Origin of the sequence: Serratia sp. Nf2 (assembly GCF_003028435.1) — a bacterium.
In the GTDB taxonomy this organism is placed as follows: domain Bacteria; phylum Pseudomonadota; class Gammaproteobacteria; order Enterobacterales; family Enterobacteriaceae; genus Serratia; species Serratia marcescens_L.
In genome coordinates, this window is sequence record NZ_PYTW01000010.1 from 176,192 (window position 1) to 196,854 (window position 20,663).

Genomic DNA, 20,663 nt, shown 5'->3' on the forward strand with positions numbered 1-20,663 from the left:
ATGGCCAGCTCACTGCCAGAACAAAATAAATGGGAACCCAGTGTTTATCAGCTTGAGAAAGACACTCCCGTATTGGGTGGGCCAGGGGGGCCAGACAACATGCAGGCTCAACAGCTTGCCAACCGAACCCTCTATCTTAAATCCATCGTAGATGGTCTGCAGTCGGGTGATACTCCCTATTCATCGTTGGAAAAGGCCATCGATGCGATTGCAGCAGGTATCATTCCAGAAGGCAGTAAATTCTCTGTTCGTTCCGATAATCCTGACTACTGGATGGAGGAATATGTTAATCAGGCAGGGACACCGGTTAAAACCGGCAAGTTTCTTTTAGATGGAAGCGCGATAACAAAGCTCATCACCTTTGACGATAACGGTAATGCCATTCTTATCAATGATGTTGATGAACAAAGCCTGATTGTTATTGGGGATAGCGCTGGTGTTCATTTAACCGGAATGGATGGCAGCGTTCAGGAACGCCTCGGCGCGATAGGTAAAGACCGTGCACCTTTCATTCTGACTCTCAGTGATGTAGAGAAACTGGCTATTGGGGTTATTAATGATTTTGGGCATTTGAATTTGCCTCACCTCCCAGACTCTGTGCAAAACATGCTAAATAGCCATCGTAGACGAATCGAGAAGATTATCAATAATCGCCGTTATCTCGATATTCGTGAGTGTGGATATTACCCTGGTCGGGGCGAGAATGCATTACATGCAATACAATTAGCCATTAACACCCTGTACGCGGCTGGCGGTGGAGTCCTCTACCTGCCAGAAGGCATTTACCCCCTCTCAAGCCACATCGTTCCGCGGAGTGGTGTTGCTGTTATTGGGGCCGGGATGGGTAAAACCGTGCTCATGCCGTACAAAGCTAATGCGGCATTCAGATACATCGGTAAAAACGGGAACACCATTACCTATTTGGATAATTGTGTGTTTTCAGATTTTACCATTGACGGCATCAATCAGGTGCTGCCATCAAATGGCGTGTATATCCCAGATATAAAAGGTATGTTTTTCCAATATTATTCAAACACCATTATTGATAGGGTAGAAATTAAAAACACTGGTGCAACAGGTTTGGGTCTCGACTTCCCTGATAATGTTTGGATTAACAGGGTTAGGACACAAAACTGTGGGCGATTGGGTACGGATACCGGCACGGGAGAGCCGGCTGATATCAACACGCCCATCCTTCGTCGCCCTTTGGGTGCATCGGGCATCGGACTGGGAACCGGGGCTAAAGATGTTGAGGTTATATTCGTCAGCGAAACGGTGAATATTTCCAATATGAATTTCGGCATCTTCTTTGAGCCTCAGCTGGCAGGGGCAGCCAAAGGAGCGGTCTGTGTTAATAATGTCTGCATTGGAAACTTTGCAGGCATTGCCGATTGTGGCATCGATGGGCTGTTGACGGCGGGTAACGTGATGGACAGTAACAAGTATGGATTTCTGCTGTATCCCGGTACGAACCTCGGCGGCAAACCAGGCCGACGAGGTCTGGTGACAAATAATCTCATTTGCAACAGCTTATCTCATGGTGTGTATTCATATAGCCAGAAAACCGATCCACTACTCGGCGAGTATCAATTTGTCAGCAATAAAATTCGTGGCAACGCTGAGGATGGTATTAATCACCGCTATACCTCCCCAGCGGTTAAAATCAGCAGCATTGTTATCCATGGTAATGACATTTATGAAAATGGTCGCCATGGCATCCATTTTGAAGCGGGTAACATTGCTATCAATACCGACATTACCAATAACCGAATCTGGGCTAACGGCAAGCTATCGTCAGGTAATGCTATTAATATCAATGTCCCAATGCTGGGTTGCAGTATCACCTCCAACAAATTGCGGGATATTTTGCAGTTTGATTCGGAAGGGCAACCAGCGCCAACACAACAATATCCAGTGAATGTTTCAGCTGCGCTGACGGACACAGATATTTCGTTTAATCATTGTGTTGGGAATGCCGCCAATACGTTTAACTTGACCGGCACCCAGACACGCGTGACCACGTTCTCAAATGCGGGGATTCAATGATGACGCTCGTTAAAAACATTGTGTTCATCAATGGAATCAGGCAAACCACTTGCAATATCACATCAGGGGCTATTTATTATGGCAACGATTCTACAAAGTAATAGCAGATATAATGGTGATGTAAGCCATCTGCCCAGTATCAATGCGCCGCTGCCAGCTGGGGCCGCCCTCTATGCCGATTTCGCCAATTCGATGTTTGTCATTCAACTGGCGTCTGGTCAGGTGGCTCGTTCATCTGACCTGACCAGCATCCTGTCATTCAACCGGTCTAGCGCGGCCACGCGCATTGGCAAAACCGGGTTGATTGAGTATTTGACGGCTAATCAGCCAGCCATTGATTACCATCCTATGACGGGGGTGTGTTTGGGCTTGCGAGCTGAATATGCAGCGACAAATCGCCTGGCCTACAGCCAGAATTTCTCTAATGCAGCAGGCTGGACGCCCACCGGTATTGCTCTCACTGCTGATGATGTTATTGCGCCAGATGGCAATTTGACGGCGACAAAAATTATTGAAGCGTCTGACTCTACGGTTTCCCCCCGAACGTTGCTTGCAAATACCACGATGGTGGCTGCAAAAGACCAACCATATACATTTAGTGTGTGGGCTAAGGCTAATACCGGGAAGGTGTTGCAGATTGCGGCGCAGGGAGCCGTTGCCAGCACCCAGTATACGAATTTCGACCTGGCTAACGGCAAAATTGGAAAGACAACGTCCCAGATTTTGCAGGTGTCGATGGAGCAGTACCCTAATGGATGGTATCGATGCGCAATAACGATCACCCCAACCGGGGCTGTATCACCACAATTCACCCTGGCGCTGGTTAATAGTGATTCAGGGGCTGGCGCGCTGCCTTCTTATCAACCGTCTACCGTTGGTTCAGTATGGATTTGGGGTGCCCAGGCTGAGCGCCGGGATGGTGCGTCGTCATACATACCAACGTCTGGAGCCGAAGCTCAGCGCGCTGATGATATTTGCACAACATCTGGGACAGCTGACTTTATATCGTCGTCTAATGGTACTGTGCTTTTAACGTGTGTAACGTCACACAGCTTGCAATCTATCAGCGGCCAATACAACGCGCTGTCATGTGCCCTTGTAATCGACAATGCCGTTGAAGGTGCACACCTGAGATTGGCATATCGACTAACTACGAATAACTCAGGCCAGGCACAGTTTGCGTCAGTTCCTGATGCATCCGGGGTTTCTCAGTCCCTTGAAATCCCAAGCATGGCCCCAGTCAGAGATAGTGAGCAGTCGGCTATATTTTCGTATGAGTCAGCTCAATTAAGACTGAGGTTATTTGATGGGTTCAATTGGTTTGGCCGCACGATTACCGGTATGCCTCCCACGTTATCCCGCCTGTGTTTCGGCAGGTCGTATCTTGGGCCAAATAATTGGTTCAATGGGCACATCAAAAAGGTTGTGTATTGGCCGCAAACGCTAAGCGAGAAGGACATGGAGAAGTCAATCGGCTATCTGTCGTAACCATAAGTTTCATTTTATTTCGGACTGTCCAAAATCGTGCGCTTTCGCATTATTTTGCAGTCCGATTTATTATGCAATTCAGTCCAGAATTTTTCGCCGCGCTACATTCCTCGGCCGTCATCGTCGCCGGGAAATAACGCATCACCTGCGGATCGGCGTTAAGCGCGGCGAAGGCCGGCAGGTCGTCGTCGCGCCAGAGGCGCAGCCGCAGCCTGGCGCTGTCGAGGGTAAGGATGGTTGACATGATGCATAGCCTCCAATGAACAAGGGCGCGGCGAGCCGCGCCCTTGGGCCGTCAACGGAACAGCGTTTGCGCCCAGCGCGCCAGCCCGGCGGTGACCGAGCCGAAGTCGTTGCCGCCGACGATCGGAATGCCCGGCAACTGCTGTTGCAGCGCGGCGCGCAGCAGGGGGGAGCGCGCGCTGCCGCCGGTCAGGTAGATCACCTGCGGCGCGGTCTGGCTGCTGGCCAGCGCGGCGCTGACCTGCTCCTGAATGCGCATCAACGGCTGCGAGATGGCGTCGGCGAGCTGAGCCTGGCTAATGCTCTCCGCCAGATCGGCCTGCACGAAATTGAGCGGCGCGCTGATGGCCGTTTGACCGGACAGGGCTATCTTACTCTCTTCGGCCGCACGCACCAGTCGGTAGCTCAGGCGCTGCTGATACACTTTCAGCAGGCGTTTGACCTTTTCCGGCTCCGCCGCGTCGAGGATCAGATCGCGTAGCACGCGGCCGTTGGTGGCGCTGTAGAAGTCGTTTTGCGCCGGCACGTCGTTGGTCGCCACCGCGTTCCAGTAAGGCAGCGCCGGCAGGGCAATGCCTTTCGCGGTTTCACCGCCCAGGCCGAACAGGGGCATCAGCTGTTTGAAGGCCAGCATGATGTCCAGATCGTTACCGCCGACCCGGCAGCCGCTGTGGCCCAGCAGGCTCTGCTGGCGATCGGCGCGGTCGCGCCACTGCGGCCCCATCAGCAGTACCGAGCAGTCGGTGGTGCCGCCGCCGATGTCTACCACCAGCACGGTTTGCTCTTCGTTCAGCGTTGCCTCGAAGTCCAGCCCAGCCGCGACCGGCTCGAACTGGAATTCAATGGCTTTGAAACCGGCGCGTTCGGCGGCGCGCTGCAAAATGCCCTGCGCCTGCCGGTTGGCCTCTTCGCCGCCGATGCCCTGGAAGTTGATCGGCCGGCCGATCACCGCCTGCTCGATACCGGTCTGCAGCACGTTTTCCGCCTGGCGTTTGATGTGGAACATCATGGCGCACACCAGGTCTTCGAACAGGGCGATCTGCTGCGGCTTCAGGCCGTTGGCGCCGAGGAAGGATTTCGGCGAGCGCACGAAGTACACCTCTTCCGGATCTTCCATGTAGTGCGCCAGCGCCTGCAGGCCGAACAGCACGCTGTCGCCGTTGACCGGAATGTCTTCTTCGCGGTTGTAACTGATGGCGCGGCGCAGCAGCTGCTGGTTTTCTTCGCTGCCGGTCGGCACCTGCCAGTGGCGGTGCAGGCATTCGCTCACCGCTTCGCGGGTCGGCGCGCACAGCATCGAAGGCAGATACGGTTCGTTGTTTTCCAGCGTCAACAGCTCGGGGCCGTGGTCGCGCATCACCGCGACGGAACAGTTGGCTGTCCCGTAGTCGAATCCAATAAACATCTCTTTTTTGTCCCCATGCCAATGAAGGGGGGCGACTTTACCCGAGACGGAGCCGGCGGGCAATGCGCCGATGCGCGAGTGTCGAAAAATTTAGCGGGCGCGGCGGCGGCGTGCTTAACTTAATGTCCGAATTCCGCACGTCAGCGCGCCAGCCGAGCCCCATAATGCAGAAAAAACCGAACCCGAGCGTTGCCATGAATACCCAACAGCAAGCGTTGTACGACGCGCTGCGCGCGCGTGACCGCAAATTCGACGGCCGCTTTTTCGTCGGCGTCTCTTCCACCGGCATTTATTGCCGCCCGGTGTGCAGCGCCCGCACGCCGAAGCTGGAAAACTGCACCTTCTATCCGAGCGCGGCGGCAGCCGAGCTGGCGGGCTTTCGCCCCTGCCTTAAATGTCGGCCGGAGCTGGCGCCCGGCCTGGCGCTGATCGATCTGGGCAACCGCTATGCGCAGGTGGCGGTACAGCTCATTGAGCAGGGCTATCTGTCCGAACACAGCTGCGAAGCGCTGGCGGCGCGGCTGGGCATTTCCGATCGCCACCTGCGGCGCATCTTCGCCGAACAGTTTGGCGCTTCGCCGATCGATTACGCGCAGTCGCATCGGCTGCTGCAGGCCAAACGCCTGCTGGCGGATACCGACCTGCCGCTCAGCGAGGTGGCGTTCGCCGCCGGTTTCGGCAGCCTGCGGCGTTTCAACGAGCTGTTCAAGGCGCGCTATCGCCTGATTCCGTCGGCGCTGCGCAGCGGCGGCGCGCGCGGTGAACGGGCCGCCGCCAGCGGCCTGGTGTTTCACCTGGGTTATCGGCCGCCCTATGACTGGGATCGCATGCTGAACTTCTTGCAGGCGCGCGCCGTGCAGGGCGTCGAGCGGGTCGAGGGCCGGCGCTATCTGCGTTCGATCGCCGTCAACCAGGGCGGTACGGAGTATTGCGGCTGGCTCAGCGTGCAGCCGGAAGAAGCGCGCAACCGGGTCAGGGTCGAGATCGCGCCGGCGCTCAGTTTGGTGACGACGGAGGTGCTGCGCCGCGTACGCTTGCTGTTCGATTTGGACGCCGCGCCGGATCGCATCAATGAGGCGCTGGGTTCGCTGGCGGCCGATGCGCCGGGGCTGCGCCTGCCGGGCTGCGTGAACAGCTTCGAGCAGGCGGCGCGTGCGGTGCTGGGTCAGTTGGTCAGCGTGAAAATGGCGGCAACCTTCGCCGGGCGGATGGCCGAACGTTGGGGAGAACCGCTGGCGGCGCCGCACGAGGGCATCACCCATGTTTTCCCCACCGCAGAACGGGTGGCACAGCTGCAGCCCGAAGCACAGCGCCCGCTCGGGGTGCAGCTGAAGCGCGCGGCGGCGCTGATCGAGATCGCCCGGGCGCTGGGCGAAGGGCGGCTGCAGCTCGATAACGTGCTGGATATCGAACAGGGCATCAAGGCGCTGACCGCGCTGCCGGGTATCGGCAACTGGACCGCCAGCTATATCGCGATGCGCGCCTGGTCGTGGCCGGATGTGTTCCTGGCCGGCGACTACCTGATCAAACAGCGTTTTCCCGGCATGACGCCGCGCCAGATCGAACGCTATGCCGAACGTTGGCGCCCGTGGCGTTCTTACGCCACGCTGCATCTGTGGCACAACGGCGGCTGGGCGCCGGAAGGGGAGATTTGAGCATTCGGCCTAGCGGGGGGACTCGATCAGCTGCAACAGGCGGCTCATGCCCTCGCGCATCAGGAACGCCAGCAGCTTTTCTCGCTCGGCCGGCGTCAGGTGGTAGTAATACTCGATCCAGACCCGTATCGGATCCTGGCGTTTGACGTCGTAGTCCGGATGGTCTGCCTCGCGCAAGGCCGACAGGCTGCGCGCGCCGTACGGCAAGCTGTCGATATGGTATTCCAGCGCTTTGCCCTGCACGCCGCTGCGACGGCGGCTGAGCCAGCCTTCGCGTCGGGCCATCAAATTGACCCCTTGCGGGGTTGAAGGCAACCCCGCCTTGCCCATCAGTTCCCTGGCGGAAAACCATTTCTTTTCCATAGTCCCTTATCCCTGAGCCATCACATGTCGAGGAAAATCAACGTATACGCTGATGTTCGCATGGGAGTTTCATATTACTTAATCGTTTAAGCTTCAGGTGTTATTTATATCACTAATCTCGTATGGGTTAACACAATGTGAATAACGGGAGTGCGGCGCCGCCCGCGAGACGGCGCCGGTAAGGGGGAGGGGTTAGCGAATGCCGAAGTAGCCGTCGCTGAGCAATACCGCCAGCGGTTGCTCCAGCGCTACCTGATCGCCATCCGCCAGATCGATGCCGATATCGCGCAGCGCCTGCAGCGTCACCGGCTGGTGTGCCGGCCCGGCGAGCGTCTGCGCCTTGATCCGATGCGCCGCGCCGTTGAGCATCGAGACCATCAATTCATCCATCTGGTTGCAGTGCACGTTGGTGATAAAGCGTTCATCGACGCGAATGATGTCTATTTTCTGATCGCCCAACTCATCGAAGGCATTGATGTTATGCCCGAAGCCATTGACGATCAGCCGGCAGCCCAACTGCTGCAGTTCGCGAAGACACGCCCGGCACTGTGCGGCGTGTTCCAGCACCACGGTCTCATCGACGCTAAACAGCAGTGCCCGTGGCGGCAGCGAGGAAGCGCGCACCGTTTCCGTTAGCTCGCGCTGGAAGTCGGTGTTCAGCAGGCTGTCGGTGGCCAGCGGCAACGCGAGCGACAGCCCCTTGCGTTTGATGTCGTCGGCGCAGCGTACCAGCAGCTGCGTCACCGTCCACCGGTCGATGTCCGGCATCAGGCCATACAGCTGCGCGGCGGCGATGAACGCCTCGTGCGGCAGCGGCCGATCGTCCGGCGCCATCACCTGCAGTTTCACCTGGTGGAAAGCGGCCGACAGCGGCGTCGCCGGCGGCGCGACCGCGCGGGTCAGCAGCCGCAGCTGCCCCTCGCTGATGATCGTCTGTACCTCCTGTGGGCTCAGTAATTCATGCTGTCGCTCCAACAGCTGTTTTTGCCGTGCTTCATACAGATACACCTGGCCGCGCCCGTGGTGCTTGGCGGTGTAGCAGGCGATGTCGGCCTGGGCCAGCAGTTCGCTGCTTTTGGCGTCGCCGCCGATGCGCGTGATGCCGGCGCTGGCGCCGACGCGGTAAATTTTCCCTTCCCAGTAGAACGGGTGTTGGCTGATTTGGTTGACCACCTGTTGCATCAGCGATTTGGCCTGCTCCAGCCGGCAGTCGAACAGGATCAGGCCGAACTCGTCGCCGCCCAGCCGGGCCAGGCAGTCGCTGTTGCGCAGATGGTGACGCATCAGTTGGGCGATGTCCCGCAGCAAGGCATCGCCCGCCGCGTGGCCGGCGGTGTCGTTCACCGCCTTGAACCGATCCAGATCGAGGAACACCAGCGAATGCGGCGGCGACGGTTCCCCGGCGGCGGCGATTGCCGCTTTCAACTGCTTCTCGAAGCGGGTACGGTTCGGCAGGCCGGTCAGCGCGTCGTGTGAGGCGCTGTAGCTGAGCTTTTTCATCAGTTCGCGCGAGGCGGTGACATCCTGCAGCACCATCACCGCGCCCATGGTTTCGCCGTCGAGGGTTTTCAGCGGTGAGACCGACTGCTGCACGTCGAAATAGCGCCCGTCGCGGCTGTGCAGCACCAGTGCGTAATCCGCCGGCCACTGCCGCGGGTATTGCGTGAGGTTTTCGATTTCCGGGCCGTCTTTGCCGTTGGTCAGGCGCACCACGCCGGCGATGGGCATACCGATCGCCAGCTCGAGCGGCCAGCCGCACATCTGCTCGGCCACCGGATTCATAAAGGTAATGCGCAGATGGCCGTCGGTGGAGATCACCCCTTCGCCGATGGCGTCGAGGGTGATGTGCAAACGCTCTTTCTCCTCGTGCAGCGCCTCGGCGAGGATCTTGAGCTCGGTCATGTCGATATTGGTGCCGATCATGCGCAGCGGCTGGCCCTGGTCGTCGAGGATCACGTTGCCCTGGCCGCGAATATGGCGCAATTTACCGCCGCGCGTGATGATGCGAAATTCCATGACGAACGGCCGTGGCTGCGCCAGAATCTCGGCCAGCTCGCGATCGGTGCGGTCGCGATCTTCCGGCACCAACAGCGTGCGCCACAGCGCCAGCGTCGGCGTTTGGTCGGGATTGAGATCGTAGAGTTCGAACATGCGCTGATCCCAGGTGAAGTTTTCCTGGTTCATCACCCATTCCCAGATGCCGACGCCGCCCACCTGATTGGCCAGCGTAATGCGCTCCACCAGCCGATTGTTTTCCGCCTGGCTGCGCTTCAAATCGCTGATGTCCTCCACCTGCGAAATGAAGTACAGCGGCAGCCCTTCGGCGTCGCGCACCAGCGAGACCGCCAGCAGCGCCCAGACGGTCTGGCCGTCGCTGCGGATATAGCGTTTCTCCAGGGTGTAGCTGCTGATATGGCCGTCGAGCAGATCGTGCAACTGGCTGAGATCGGCGTTGAGATCGTCGGGATGCGTAATTTCTTGAAAGGTCAGCTTGTGCAGCGCCTCAGGGGGATAGCCGAGCAGCGTGCACAGCGCCTGATTGACCTGCAGCCACTTCCCCTGCGGCGACACCAGCGCCATGCCGATGGCGGAATATTCCAGCGCGCTGCGAAAGCGGCTTTCACTTTCGACGATGTGCTGTTTCTCCACCCGGAAGGCGTGCATTACCACCGCCATCGCGTGCGCCGGGATTAAAATCAGCAGCATTGGCAAGTACAGACCGAGATCGCCAAGGTGCTTGCCGGAAGCCTGAAAATGCAGCAACCCCAGCGAAATCATCACGGTGATCAGCAAGAGGGTGCAGAAACAAACGGTGAATGCCTCAAAACGCGGCAGTGCGATGGCGGCCCATAGCAGCGGCAAAATCACGAACGTGAATGGAAAAGGCAGATAGGTCAGCGCCATAAAGCTGAAAGCCAGCGTAACCATCAGCGTCAGCAATAATGGAAACGGATTCAGCGCCGTCAGGGTGCGACGATTGTAAGAGAGGCCGATCGGCGCCAGCGACAGCACCCCTATCGCTTCGGAAATGAACCAGGTACCGAACGGCTGCCAAAAAGGCTGGTCTGGCGCGGGCACCAGGCCGGCGGCCAGCAGCGCGCTGAACAGCGGGGTAAAAATCACTGCGCAGACCACAAAACGCAACCAACTGGCGAGATCATTCAACGGATCGTACGGGTGTAGCATGCGGCGCAGCAGCAGGGCGCAAACCGCCGCTTCCAGCAGGTTGATGGCGGCCAGCTTGACGGGAGTGGCACTGATGCCGAACAGCAAGAAGCTGGCGAGTACGATGCCGAGGCCGCTGGCCAACATCGGCAGGCCCCAGTGGCGCGGGGCGTGGCGGTACAGTACCGCGATCGCGGCGGCGGTCGGGAACCACAGCGGCGTGAAGTGGCGGGCTTCGCTGGACAGCGACAGGCTCAGCAAGGCGAGCAGAAACGTCGCCAGGGCCACTAACAGGGAATGCGTCAGCACGACGCCTTTGTGGGTGCCGAACGTGTTCGGCGCGCTGATCTCCATAGACACCCTTACCGATGGCCTCTGTCAGTGATTGGATTCATGACGTGGATGAATTAAGACGATTTATTGGCAAAGGGTAGTACAGCGCGAGAGGAAAACCTACCGGGAAGGCCGACTTTACTGCGTTAACGCAAGCCCGGCGACAGAATGACGAAAAAGCCGGCGCGGGGCCGGCTTTTGGCGTATTACAGCAGGAACAGGGTGGCGAGGCCGAGGAAGATGAAAAAGCCGCCGGTATCGGTCAGCGCGGTGATGAGCACGCTGGAGCCGACCGCTGGATCGCGACCCAGTTTGAGCATGGTCATCGGGATCACTACGCCCATCAGCGCCGCCAGCAGCAGGTTGAGCAGCATCGCCAACGTCATCACCCCGCCCATCGCCGCGTCGCCGTACAGCAGCCAGGTGATCACGCCCATGATGCCGCCCCACACCACGCCGTTGATGATGGCCACCCCCAGCTCCCTGAGCATCAGGCGCGAGATGTTGCCGACTTCAATCTGGTGCAGCGCCAGCGCGCGCACGATCATGGTGATGGTCTGGTTGCCGGTGTTGCCGCCGATGCCGGCGACGATCGGCATCAGCGCCGCCAGCGCCACCAACTGGGAAATGGTGTGTTCGAACAGACCGATCACTCGGGAGGCGATGAATGCGGTGCAGAGGTTGATCGCCAGCCAGGCCCAGCGGGTTTTGACCGCCTTGCTGACCGGGGCGAACACGTCTTCTTCCGGGCTCAAACCGCCCATGCGGCGCAGGTTGGTGTCGCTCTCTTCGTTGACGGCGTCGACGATCTCTTCGATGGTCAGGCGGCCCATCAGTTTGCCTTTGGCATCAACCACCGGGGCGCTGATCAGGTCGTAACGTTCGAACGCGCCGGCCGCATCATCGGCCTTGTCTTCGGGTTGAAAGGTGGCGGGATCGCTGTCCATCACGTCACGCACCGGGATTTCCGGATCGTTCAGCAGCACTGCGGTCAGCGGCAGCTCGCCCAGCAGGGTGTTTTTGCGGTCGGTGACGAACAGTTTATCGGTGGCATCGGGAATGGTTTTGCGCATGCGCAAGAAGCGGTGCACCGCGCCTAGCGTGACGTCCGGCCGCACCGTCACCAGTTCGAAATCCATCATCCAGCCGACGCTGTCTTTGGCGTACTGGCTCATCTCGCGCACCTGGGCGCGCTGCTCCGGCTCCAGCGAGGTCAGCAACCGGCCCATCAGATTTCGCGGCAGGTATTGCGCCAGGTAGGCCTGTTCGTCGACGTCCAGCGTTTTGATCGCCTTGAGCAGGTCTTTGTCGCTCATTTCCTCGATCAGGCTGTCCCAGACCGGCTCGGCGACCTCCACCAGCGTCTGGCCGCGCTTGCTGTTGCCCACCAGCCGCCACAGCGCCATACGTTCGTCCTGTGGCAGCGCTTCCAGCAGGTCCGCCAGGTCGGCGGCGTGCATGTCGTCCAACAGGCCGGTGATTTCCGCCGTCTGGTTCAGCCGTTCGCTTTGGCTGAGGGCCTGTTCATCGCCTGGCCGGCCGAGAATGCCGTCGACCAATTCCTTATTGTTCAACAGCAGAGTGAGAATGCGCTGGCGGTGTTCAGCGACTTTTTTGACGTTATGGGTTGCGGCTGACATGGTGTTCCTTAACGGGCGCTCGGCGTTCCTGACGCAGGCTCATTAAAAGATAGAGCATAGCGAGTGCCGGAGTCATTTTTATGAAACGGACGGGGCGCAGCGGTTATTCAGAGGAGGCGTCCTGTTGCGGCGCGCTGACTTCGGCGGCGTTTTGCGCAGCGGCCTGCTTTTTTTCCTGATGATGAGGCACCGCCACCACGGCGGCGTACAGCAGTCGGCCGACTAAAATGATAAAGCTGATAAACAACACTATCTTCGTCATCTGTCCGGTGGTTTTCTTGCGCATATATCACCCGGTATGCCGGTGTCCTGTGTTATTCGCTCGAGAATTTGTAACCGGATTTTAGGCGCTGATGACAAAAGTTGTCCATTTTTTTCCGGCGTGCGGCACGGCGCATTAGGGTTTCGTTTAGGTTGACGGGGCGAGGGCGGAAAGAAAAACCCCCTGGCAGGCAGGGGGCGGGGGATCAGGCGGAGCGTTGTTCGTCTTGCGAGCCTTCTTCGTCGATCAGCAGCTTCCAGCCGACGACGTCGTTCCAGTAGGCCTGCTCGCGTTCGAAATCGAGCTGCACCAGGTTGTTCTGCGCCAGGTAGCCGGCCGGGAAGCGCAGCGTCCAGTGATTGTCGTCGGTGGTCAGGCGCAGCGTTTCCGGCGTGGTGGTCGACTGACGCTGGTTGTTGAGCAGGGTGCTCAGGCGTAGCAGCTGGATCAGCGGCAGGTAGTGTTTCTTTTTGAACAGGTTGAGGCGCGGCAGCTCTTCGAGCTTGATCGCCTTGCGGTGGAAACGCACCAGCGCCGACAGCAGCAGCTGCTGTTCCTGGTTGAAGCCAGGCAGATTGGAGTTTTGCAGAATGTAGGCCGAATGGCGGTGCATGCCGCTGTGGTTGATGCTCAGCCCCACTTCGTGCAGCATGGCGGCCCATTTCAGCAGGGCCTCCAGCTGTGGATGCACCAGCTTGGTGTTTTGCGCCATCCACTGCGAGTAGAGCAGCTCGGTGGTTTCCAGCACCCGCTTGGCCTGTTCGCGGTCGATGTTGTAGTGATCGGCCAGGCTTTTGGCGGTGCGGCTGCGGATGTCCTGGTGGCGGAAACGGCCTTCCATTTCATACAGCACGCCTTCGCGCAGCGCGCCATCGGACAGGCGCAGATCGCGGATCGCCAGCGCGTCGAACACGCCGCACAGAATAGCCAACCCAGGCACGAACACCGATTGGCGGTCTTCCGACAGCCCCGGCAGGCTCAGCGAGCCGAAGCTTTTGAACTGCAGCACCTGTTCGGCGAGCATTTCCAGGCGATCCAGGGTGATGAGGCCGTCTTTTTCTCCCATCGCCACCAGCACTTCGTGGGCGGCTTTGATGGTGCCCGAGGCGCCCAGCGCGTACTGCCAGCCTTGAATGCGGTACTGCCAGGCCAGCGTTTCCAGCTTCTGCGCCGCCGCCAGCCGCGCGCGGCGGAAGTTGTTTTTGCTGATCTCGCCGCCCGGGAAGAACAGCTGGGCGAAGCTGACGCAGCCCATGCGGCGGCTTTCCGCCAGCAGCGGCTCGAAGTCTTCGCCGATCACCAGTTCGGTAGAGCCGCCGCCGATGTCGATCACCAGCTTGCGGCCTTTCTCCGGCTGAGTGTGCTCCACGCCCATGAAGATCAGACGCGCTTCTTCCTGGCCGGCGATGATTTCGATCGGGTAGGGGATCACTTTGGCGGCGCGCTTGAGGAACACTTCGGCGTTCACCGCCTGACGCAGGGTGTGAGTCCCAACGATGGTGACGTTATCCGCCGGGAAGCCCTGCAGCCGTTCGGCAAACAGGGCCAGGCAGGCCAGGCCGCGCTCTATCGCCTCTTCACTGAGTACGTTGTTGCTGTCCAATCCGTCGGCGAGATGCACTCGCTGTTTTAAACGGCCCAATACCTGTAAGGCGCCGTTGACGACGCGGGCGATCACCATGTGGAAACTGTTCGACCCGAGGTCGATGGCGGCGATTTCCTGCGGTTTGTTCGTTGCAGTGTTTTTTAGCGGCATAGTTGCTGGCCTACTGTCCTGGTTGTTCCAGAGCTTTTAAATACTCGTAAATAGCCACCTGGGCACGCACTTTGCGGCGGTTGCCGCGCGGCACGTACTGGTTGCTCAGTTCTTTATCCACATAACGGGCCTTGACCGTATCGCTGAACAGGATCTCCAGAATGTCCAGAACGCGCTGTTTCAGCGCCGGATCCAGCAGCGATACCGCCACTTCGATACGGTAATCTATGTTGCGGGTCATCCAGTCGGCGGAGGACAGATACACCCGTTTGTCACCTTTGTTGTCGAAAACGTAAACCCGATCGTGTTCCAAAAAGCGATCGACGATGCTGATCACCTGAATATTGTCGCTGATCCCCGGCAGGTTGGGAATCAGGGAACACATGCCCCGCACCAGCAGGCGGATCTTCACGCCGGCGCCGGACGCGGTATATAACCGATCTACCAGCCCTTTATCCACCAGATTATTAATTTTCAACATAATGCCGGCCTGTTCCCCGGCCTGGGCGTTGGCGATTTCGTTGTCGATCAGCTCATACAGCTTCAGGCGCGAGTTCTGCGGCGACACCATCAGGTTGTCGAAGGTGACCGGCCGGTAGGGGTTCTCGATAAAGTTGAATACCCGGCGCACCTCGTTGGTGATGCGTGAGTCGGCGGTCAACAGCGAATAGTCGGTGTAGATGCGCGCGGTTTTTTCGTTAAAGTTGCCGGTACCGATATGAGCATAGCGCACAATTTCATCGCCTTCACGGCGCGAAATCAGGAACAGTTTGGCGTGGATTTTCAGGCCCGGCGCCGAGAAGATCACGTGCACGCCGGCCTCGGTCAGGCGCTTCGCCCAGTGAATGTTGGCCTCTTCGTCGAAGCGCGCCTGCAGCTCGACCACCACCGTGACCTTTTTGCCGTTGTGCGCGGCGTGGATCATCGATTCGATGATGCGCGAATCTTTCGCCACCCGGTAGATGTTAATCTTGATAGCCAGCACGCTCGGATCGAACGACGCCTGGCGCAGCAATTCCAGTACGTGCTCGAAGGTGTGATACGGGTAGTAGAGCAGCACGTCTTTTTCGCGAATGGCGTCGAAGCCGTTGCGGAAACCGTCGAACCAAATGTGGCGCAGGCGCGGCAGCGACTTGTTGACCAGATTGGCCTTGCCGACGTTCGGGAAACTGATGAAATCTTTGAAGTTGTGGTAGCGGCCGCCGGCGATCACCGAATCGTAGTTGGAGATGCCCAGTTTGCCGCGCAGCAGTTCCACCATTTCGTTCGGCATGTCGCGCTGATACACGAAGCGCACCGGCTCGGCGGTCAGGCGCTGTTTCAGGCTGGAGGACATCAGTTCCAACAGGCTGGATTCCATTTCGGTGACCAGATCGTACTCCGCGTCGCGGGTCATTTTCATCGAGTAGGCGTTGAGCGCGTCGTAGTCGAAGAAGCCCTTGAAGATATCGTCCAGGCAGTAACGCAGAATGTTATCCAGTAGGATCATCGGCTTACGGCGGCGCGGCGCTTCCGGCGGCAGATTAACGAAGCGCGGCACCTTGTCGGACGGGATCTCCAGCAGCGCATAGTCGATGCGCGCGCCGCGAATGATCTCCACCGCCAGATAGGTGTAATCGTCTTTCAAGAACTGCACCAGGTTGGTGTCGTGGTTGATCAGGATCGGTGTGATGTGCTGGCGCAGATGCTGTTTGAAATATTGCCGCAGCCAGATTTGCTGGTTCTCGGACACCTGGCGTTCGTTGATCAGGAAGATCTGGTTACGCGCCATTTCAAGCAGCAGATCGTTGTACAGGCTGTCGAACTCCTGATCGGTTTTCAGCACCTTGGCCTGGATCTTTTTCAGCAGGTGGCGCGAGGCGCCGGCGGAGCCTTGCTCTTCGCTGATCAGGATGCGCCGTTTGAGATCGGCGAAGCGGACTTTATAGAACTCGTCGAGGTTGTTGGAGTAAATGCCCAGAAAACGCATACGTTCAATCAGGGGATTGCTCTTATCTGCGGCTTCCTGCAACACGCGTTCATTAAAGGATAACCAGCTTAGTTCTTTTTCGATGTAGAGCTTTTCCTGACCCATTGCCACTCCAGTTCAAATTTAGAATAGGATCCGGGACGCAGCGCCCGGATGCCGCTCTAGTGTCCTTCATCATTATTGCGAGAGATTGACAGGAAAGTCCAACATATCCATTGCGTTGGCGCGCGACGTTTTTCGGCGGCAATAAATTTTCGCCGAGGCGGGATGCCCGGCAGTGGAATGAGTAGCATGAAATGACGATTAGCGGGCTCATTTTTGGAGATATCAAGCGTGTTTACGTTCATTTTTCAGCAATATACCCACGCCATATTGTCTTTTTGCAGTGTAAAAAACCTGGGTTGTGGCGGGCAACTTTGTCATGCAAACGTCATAAAACTGACATAAGATGCCCGGTTATCTTACGGCGCAAGTCCGATTACATCAGCGACAGCGAGACACATGACACAGACGACAGCAAACCAACATCCCCGAGATCGCCTGCGCGGGCGCATCGACCGCGGCGTGCAGGCGGCAGTAACCGCCAGCGGGCTGATGGTGCTGATGACGTTGATGCTGATCTTCGTTTATCTGCTGTTTGCGGTGCTGCCGCTGTTCAAACCGGCCTCGCTTGGGCAGGCGCAGCCGTTGCCGATCGCGGCGTCGGCCCCGGCGCTGGCGCTGGGTATGGACGTGCAGCAGCGCGTAGGTTATCGCATCGACGCGCAGGGCGCGGGGCAATTTTATCGTCTGACGCCGGCGCCGAGCGGCCAGGCCCAGACGCCGCTGGCGCAGCAGACGCTGCTGGCCAAACCGGCGCTGCTCGCGCAGGCTGCCGGAGAGCGCGATCTGTTTGCGCTGGCGCAGGCCGACGGCCGGTTGGTGGTGGCGCGTGCGGATTTCGCGACGGCGGAAAACGGCCGGCCGCAGTGGTTGTTCCCGCTCGGGCAGCAGCCATTGGCGTTGGATCCACAGCGCAAGCCGCTGAAACTGCTGTCGCTGGCGGATGCGCATCGCGGGCAGTATTTGCTGGCTGGGGTGACCGACGATCGGCGGCTGGTGTTCGGCCGTTTCAGCCCTGACCGGCCGCCGCAGTTCAGCGAGCGGCCGCTGGAACAGGATGCAGAGCAACAGGTGCTGACGCCGGATGGCCGCCAGCTTTACCTGCTGACCGGCAACCGGCTGGCGCGTTATGAAATCGACGGCGTGCAGCTGCAGCTGCGTGAAACGCGTACCCTTGGCGAACATGCCCCGTATCAGATGACGGCGCTGCCCGGCGGCAGCGCGCTGCTGATCAAGGGCGCCGACGGCAATCTGCGCGAGTGGTTCGAAGTAGAAAAAGAGCAGCGCTGGCGCCTGACGCCGGTGCAGCATTTCGACCATGGTGCCGACGGGCAAGAGCTGACGGTGGCTGAGCCCTATCGCCGGGTGTTCGCCACCCTGCGGCCCGATGGCGGCTTCTCGCTGTTCTCCACTATTCAACCGCAGCCGCTGCTGAATACCCGTTTGGGCGCCGAGGTGCGGCAGATGGCGTTCGCGCCGCGTGGCGATGGCCTGCTGCTGGAGAGTGCACAGGGCTGGCAGCGCTATGCGCTCGACAACCCGTATCCGGACGTCACCTGGCGTTCGCTGTGGGGCAAGGTGTGGTATGAGAACTACCCGCAGCCGGCCTACGTCTGGCAGTCCACCTCCGGCGAAGACAGCTACCAACCCAAATTCAGTTTGATGCCGGTGATCTTCGGCACCTTCAAGGCGGCGGCTTACGCGATGCTGTTCGCCATTCCCTTGGCGCTGGCCGGCGCCATTTACACGGCTTACTTTATGACGCCGGGGCTGCGGCGGGTGATCAAACCGGCTATCGAAGTGATGGGCGCGCTGCCGACGGTGGTGATCGGGTTGGTGGCCGGCATTTGGCTGGCGCCGATCATCGAGCAGTATCTGTTGGCGGTGCTGGCGTTACCGCTGCTGCTGGCGGCGGCGGTGCTGCTGTGCGGCGCGTTGACCCATCGCTTTATGCCGCGCTGCCGGCCGGGTGTCGATCTGCTGTTGCTGTTGCCGCTGCTGGCGTTGACGGTGTGGCTGGCGCTTAGCCTGGGGCCGCAGCTGGAGGTGGCGCTGTTCGGTGAGCCGTTGCATTTCTGGCTGGGGGATAATTACGACCAGCGCAATGCGCTGGTGGTGGGCGTGGCGATGGGCTTCGCGCTGGTGCCGATCATCTTCTCGCTGGCGGAGGACGCGCTGTTCAGCGTGCCGGCCACCCTGAGCCAGGGCTCTTTGGCGCTGGGCGCCACCCAATGGCAGACGGTGATCAAGGTGGTGCTGCCTTCCGCCAGCGCCGGCATTTTCTCCGCGCTGATGATCGGCTTTGGCCGCGCGGTGGGGGAAACCATGATCGTGCTGATGGCCACCGGCAATACGCCGATTATCGACGGCAGCCTGTTCCAGGGGCTGCGGGCGTTGGCGGCCAATATCGCCATTGAAATGCCGGAGGCGGTCTCCGGCAGCAGCCATTACCGCGTGCTGTTCCTGACCGCGCTGGTGTTGTTTGTCTTCACCTTCGTGTTCAACACGCTGGCGGAGGCGGTGCGCCTGCGGCTGCGCAAGCGCTACACGCCGAATCAGGAGGCGCCATGAAGAACTGGGTGAAGAGCGGGTCGCCGTGGATTTGGCTGACCGCCGGTTCGGTGGCCGTCAGCCTGTTGGCGCTGATCGGCATTCTGTTGCTGCTGGCCGGACAAGGGATGCGTTATTTCTGGCCGAGCCCGGTTTATCAGTTTGAGTTGAATCAGAACGGCGCCGGGCCGGTGACGGTGATCGGCGAGCTGTACCAGCAGCAAAGCATTTCGCGCCGCCAGCTGACGGAGGCGGGCGTGGCGCCGCCGGGCGAGGCGCAGAGCGTCGAACGCTATCTGATCAAGGTCGGTAACCGCGAGCGCGAGGGGCAGGATTTTCGCACGCTGCTGGCCAGCGACATCCGCAGCCAAAGCACGCCGCGCAGCCTGCTGGTGCTGGAGCGCGACAGCCACGGTACCGCCTACGGCTATCTGGCGGGGCTGCTGGAGGATGGGCAACCGCTGACCGGCCGCAATCTGGGGCAGGCGTTGCAGCAGCGGCTGCCACAAATCGCCGCGCTCTCGCGCCAGGCGCACGACATTCAATTCCTCGATATGGCGCGCATCAATCAGCAGTTTGACGCGCTGCGGCTGCGGGAAAAGCGCCTGCAGCGCGACGATAAGCTGGATGCCCGCGCGCAGGACGCCATCAAGGCCGAGCGGCTGGAGTTGCAGCGGCAATACCAGCTGCTGTCCGAACGCCTGGCGGGGCTGAACCGCGATCGCCAGCGCGATGCGCTGCTGCTGCGCGACATGCACGGCCAGACGTTGACCATTCCGCTCAGCCAGGTGCGCGATGCTTGGTACCCGAACGCCATGAACACCACCGAGAAGCTGGCACACTGGGGCGAGCAGGTGAAGAAATTCCTCACCGACAGCCCGCGCGAAGCGAATACCGAAGGCGGGGTGTTCCCGGCCATTTTCGGCACGGTATTGATGGTGATCCTGATGTCGATCGTGGTGATGCCGTTTGGCGTGATCGCGGCGGTGTATCTGCACGAGTATGCCGGCAACAATCTGCTGACGCGGGTGATTCGCATCGCGGTGGTCAACCTGGCCGGCGTGCCCTCGATCGTCTACGGCGTCTTCGGCCTCGGCTTTTTCGTTTATATGATAGGCGGCACGCTCGATCAGCTGTTCTATCCTGAATCCTTGCCCAACCCGACCTTCGGCACGCCCGGCGTGCTGTGGGCGGCGCTGACGCTGGCGCTGCTGACGCTGCCGGTGGTGATCGTCGCCACCGAGGAAGGGCTGTCGCGCATTCCCACCTCGCTGCGGCAGGGTTCGATGGCGCTGGGTGCCAGCCGGGCCGAGACGCTGTGGCGCATCGTGCTGCCGATGGCGGCGCCGGCGATGATGACCGGCCTGATTCTGGCGGTGGCGCGCGCCGCCGGGGAGACCGCGCCGCTGATGCTGGTGGGGGTAGTGAAGTCGGTGCCGGTGCTGCCGGTGGACGAGATTTTCCCGTATCTGCACCTGGAACGGAAGTTCATGCATTTGAGCTTTCAGATCTACGATATGGCATTCCAGAGCCCGAGCGTAGAGGCGGCCCGGCCGCTGGTGTTCGCCACCGCTTTCCTGCTGGTGACGATCGTGGTGAGTTTGAATCTGGCGGCGATGGGTATCCGCCATTCGTTGAGGGAGCGGTACCGAGCATGGTCGCAGTAACAATGACGCTATTTTTGGG

Annotated in this window: 12 protein-coding genes and 1 pseudogene; 5 read left to right on the top strand and 8 right to left on the bottom strand. The window is 59.5% G+C overall.

Annotation, left to right across the window (positions count from 1 at the left end; all coding sequences use genetic code 11):
* Complete coding sequence (locus C9411_RS21020; protein WP_107227860.1) at positions 1-2,046, top strand: glycosyl hydrolase family 28-related protein; 2,046 nt, start codon at positions 1-3, stop codon at positions 2,044-2,046.
* A gap of 30 nt (positions 2,047-2,076) precedes the next feature.
* Positions 2,077-3,534: a hypothetical protein gene (locus tag C9411_RS21025; protein ID WP_233221937.1), complete on the top strand. Its 1,458-nt coding sequence runs from the start codon at positions 2,077-2,079 to the stop codon at positions 3,532-3,534.
* A 97-nt stretch (positions 3,535-3,631) separates the two neighbouring features.
* On the opposite strand, the pseudogene C9411_RS21030 reads toward C9411_RS21025, so the two are convergent.
* Both C9411_RS21030 and yegD read right to left on the bottom strand, forming a co-directional pair.
* Positions 3,632-3,778, bottom strand: a pseudogene (locus C9411_RS21030) (GNAT family N-acetyltransferase); the annotation flags it as partial.
* A 51-nt stretch (positions 3,779-3,829) separates the two neighbouring features.
* Complete coding sequence (yegD, locus tag C9411_RS21035) at positions 3,830-5,182, bottom strand: molecular chaperone (RefSeq protein WP_107227862.1); 1,353 nt, start codon at positions 5,180-5,182, stop codon at positions 3,830-3,832.
* A gap of 164 nt (positions 5,183-5,346) precedes the next feature.
* Between yegD and alkA the strand changes: the two genes are divergently transcribed.
* Positions 5,347-6,837: a DNA-3-methyladenine glycosylase 2 gene (gene alkA, locus C9411_RS21040; RefSeq protein ID WP_107227863.1), complete on the top strand. Its 1,491-nt coding sequence runs from the start codon at positions 5,347-5,349 to the stop codon at positions 6,835-6,837.
* A gap of 9 nt (positions 6,838-6,846) precedes the next feature.
* Here the strand turns inward: alkA and C9411_RS21045 are convergent, their stop codons facing one another.
* The 6 genes from C9411_RS21045 to ppk1 form a co-directional block, all read right to left on the bottom strand.
* A complete protein-coding gene (locus C9411_RS21045) occupies positions 6,847-7,200 on the bottom strand; it encodes a DNA-binding protein (protein WP_107227864.1) in 354 nt (117 codons plus the stop codon).
* Between the two features lie 192 nt (positions 7,201-7,392).
* Entirely contained in the window at positions 7,393-10,719 is a 3,327-nt protein-coding gene (locus C9411_RS21050; protein ID WP_107227865.1) for a diguanylate cyclase, read from the bottom strand.
* Positions 10,720-10,904: 185 nt separating this feature from the next.
* The gene (mgtE, locus tag C9411_RS21055; RefSeq protein ID WP_063990489.1) at positions 10,905-12,338 is read right to left on the bottom strand and encodes a magnesium transporter; all 1,434 of its coding nucleotides are present in this window, start codon (positions 12,336-12,338) and stop codon (positions 10,905-10,907) included.
* Between the two features lie 103 nt (positions 12,339-12,441).
* Complete coding sequence (locus C9411_RS21060) at positions 12,442-12,624, bottom strand: YfgG family protein (protein ID WP_004941600.1); 183 nt, start codon at positions 12,622-12,624, stop codon at positions 12,442-12,444.
* A 181-nt stretch (positions 12,625-12,805) separates the two neighbouring features.
* Positions 12,806-14,356, bottom strand: coding sequence for an exopolyphosphatase (ppx, locus tag C9411_RS21065; protein WP_063990488.1), 1,551 nt, complete (start codon positions 14,354-14,356; stop codon positions 12,806-12,808).
* Between the two features lie 10 nt (positions 14,357-14,366).
* Positions 14,367-16,430, bottom strand: a complete 2,064-nt coding sequence (gene ppk1 / locus C9411_RS21070) for a polyphosphate kinase 1 (RefSeq protein WP_063990487.1) — start codon at positions 16,428-16,430, stop codon at positions 14,367-14,369.
* Positions 16,431-16,826: 396 nt separating this feature from the next.
* Between ppk1 and C9411_RS21075 the strand changes: the two genes are divergently transcribed.
* Positions 16,827-18,998 carry an ABC transporter permease subunit gene (locus C9411_RS21075; RefSeq protein WP_107227866.1) on the top strand — a complete coding sequence of 724 codons (2,172 nt, stop codon included), beginning with the start codon at positions 16,827-16,829 and terminating at the stop codon, positions 18,996-18,998.
* Positions 18,995-20,644, top strand: a complete 1,650-nt coding sequence (pstA, locus tag C9411_RS21080) for a phosphate ABC transporter permease PstA (RefSeq protein ID WP_107227867.1) — start codon at positions 18,995-18,997, stop codon at positions 20,642-20,644. Before C9411_RS21075 ends, pstA begins: the two co-directional genes overlap by 4 nt.
* Positions 20,645-20,663: the final 19 nt, after the last annotated feature.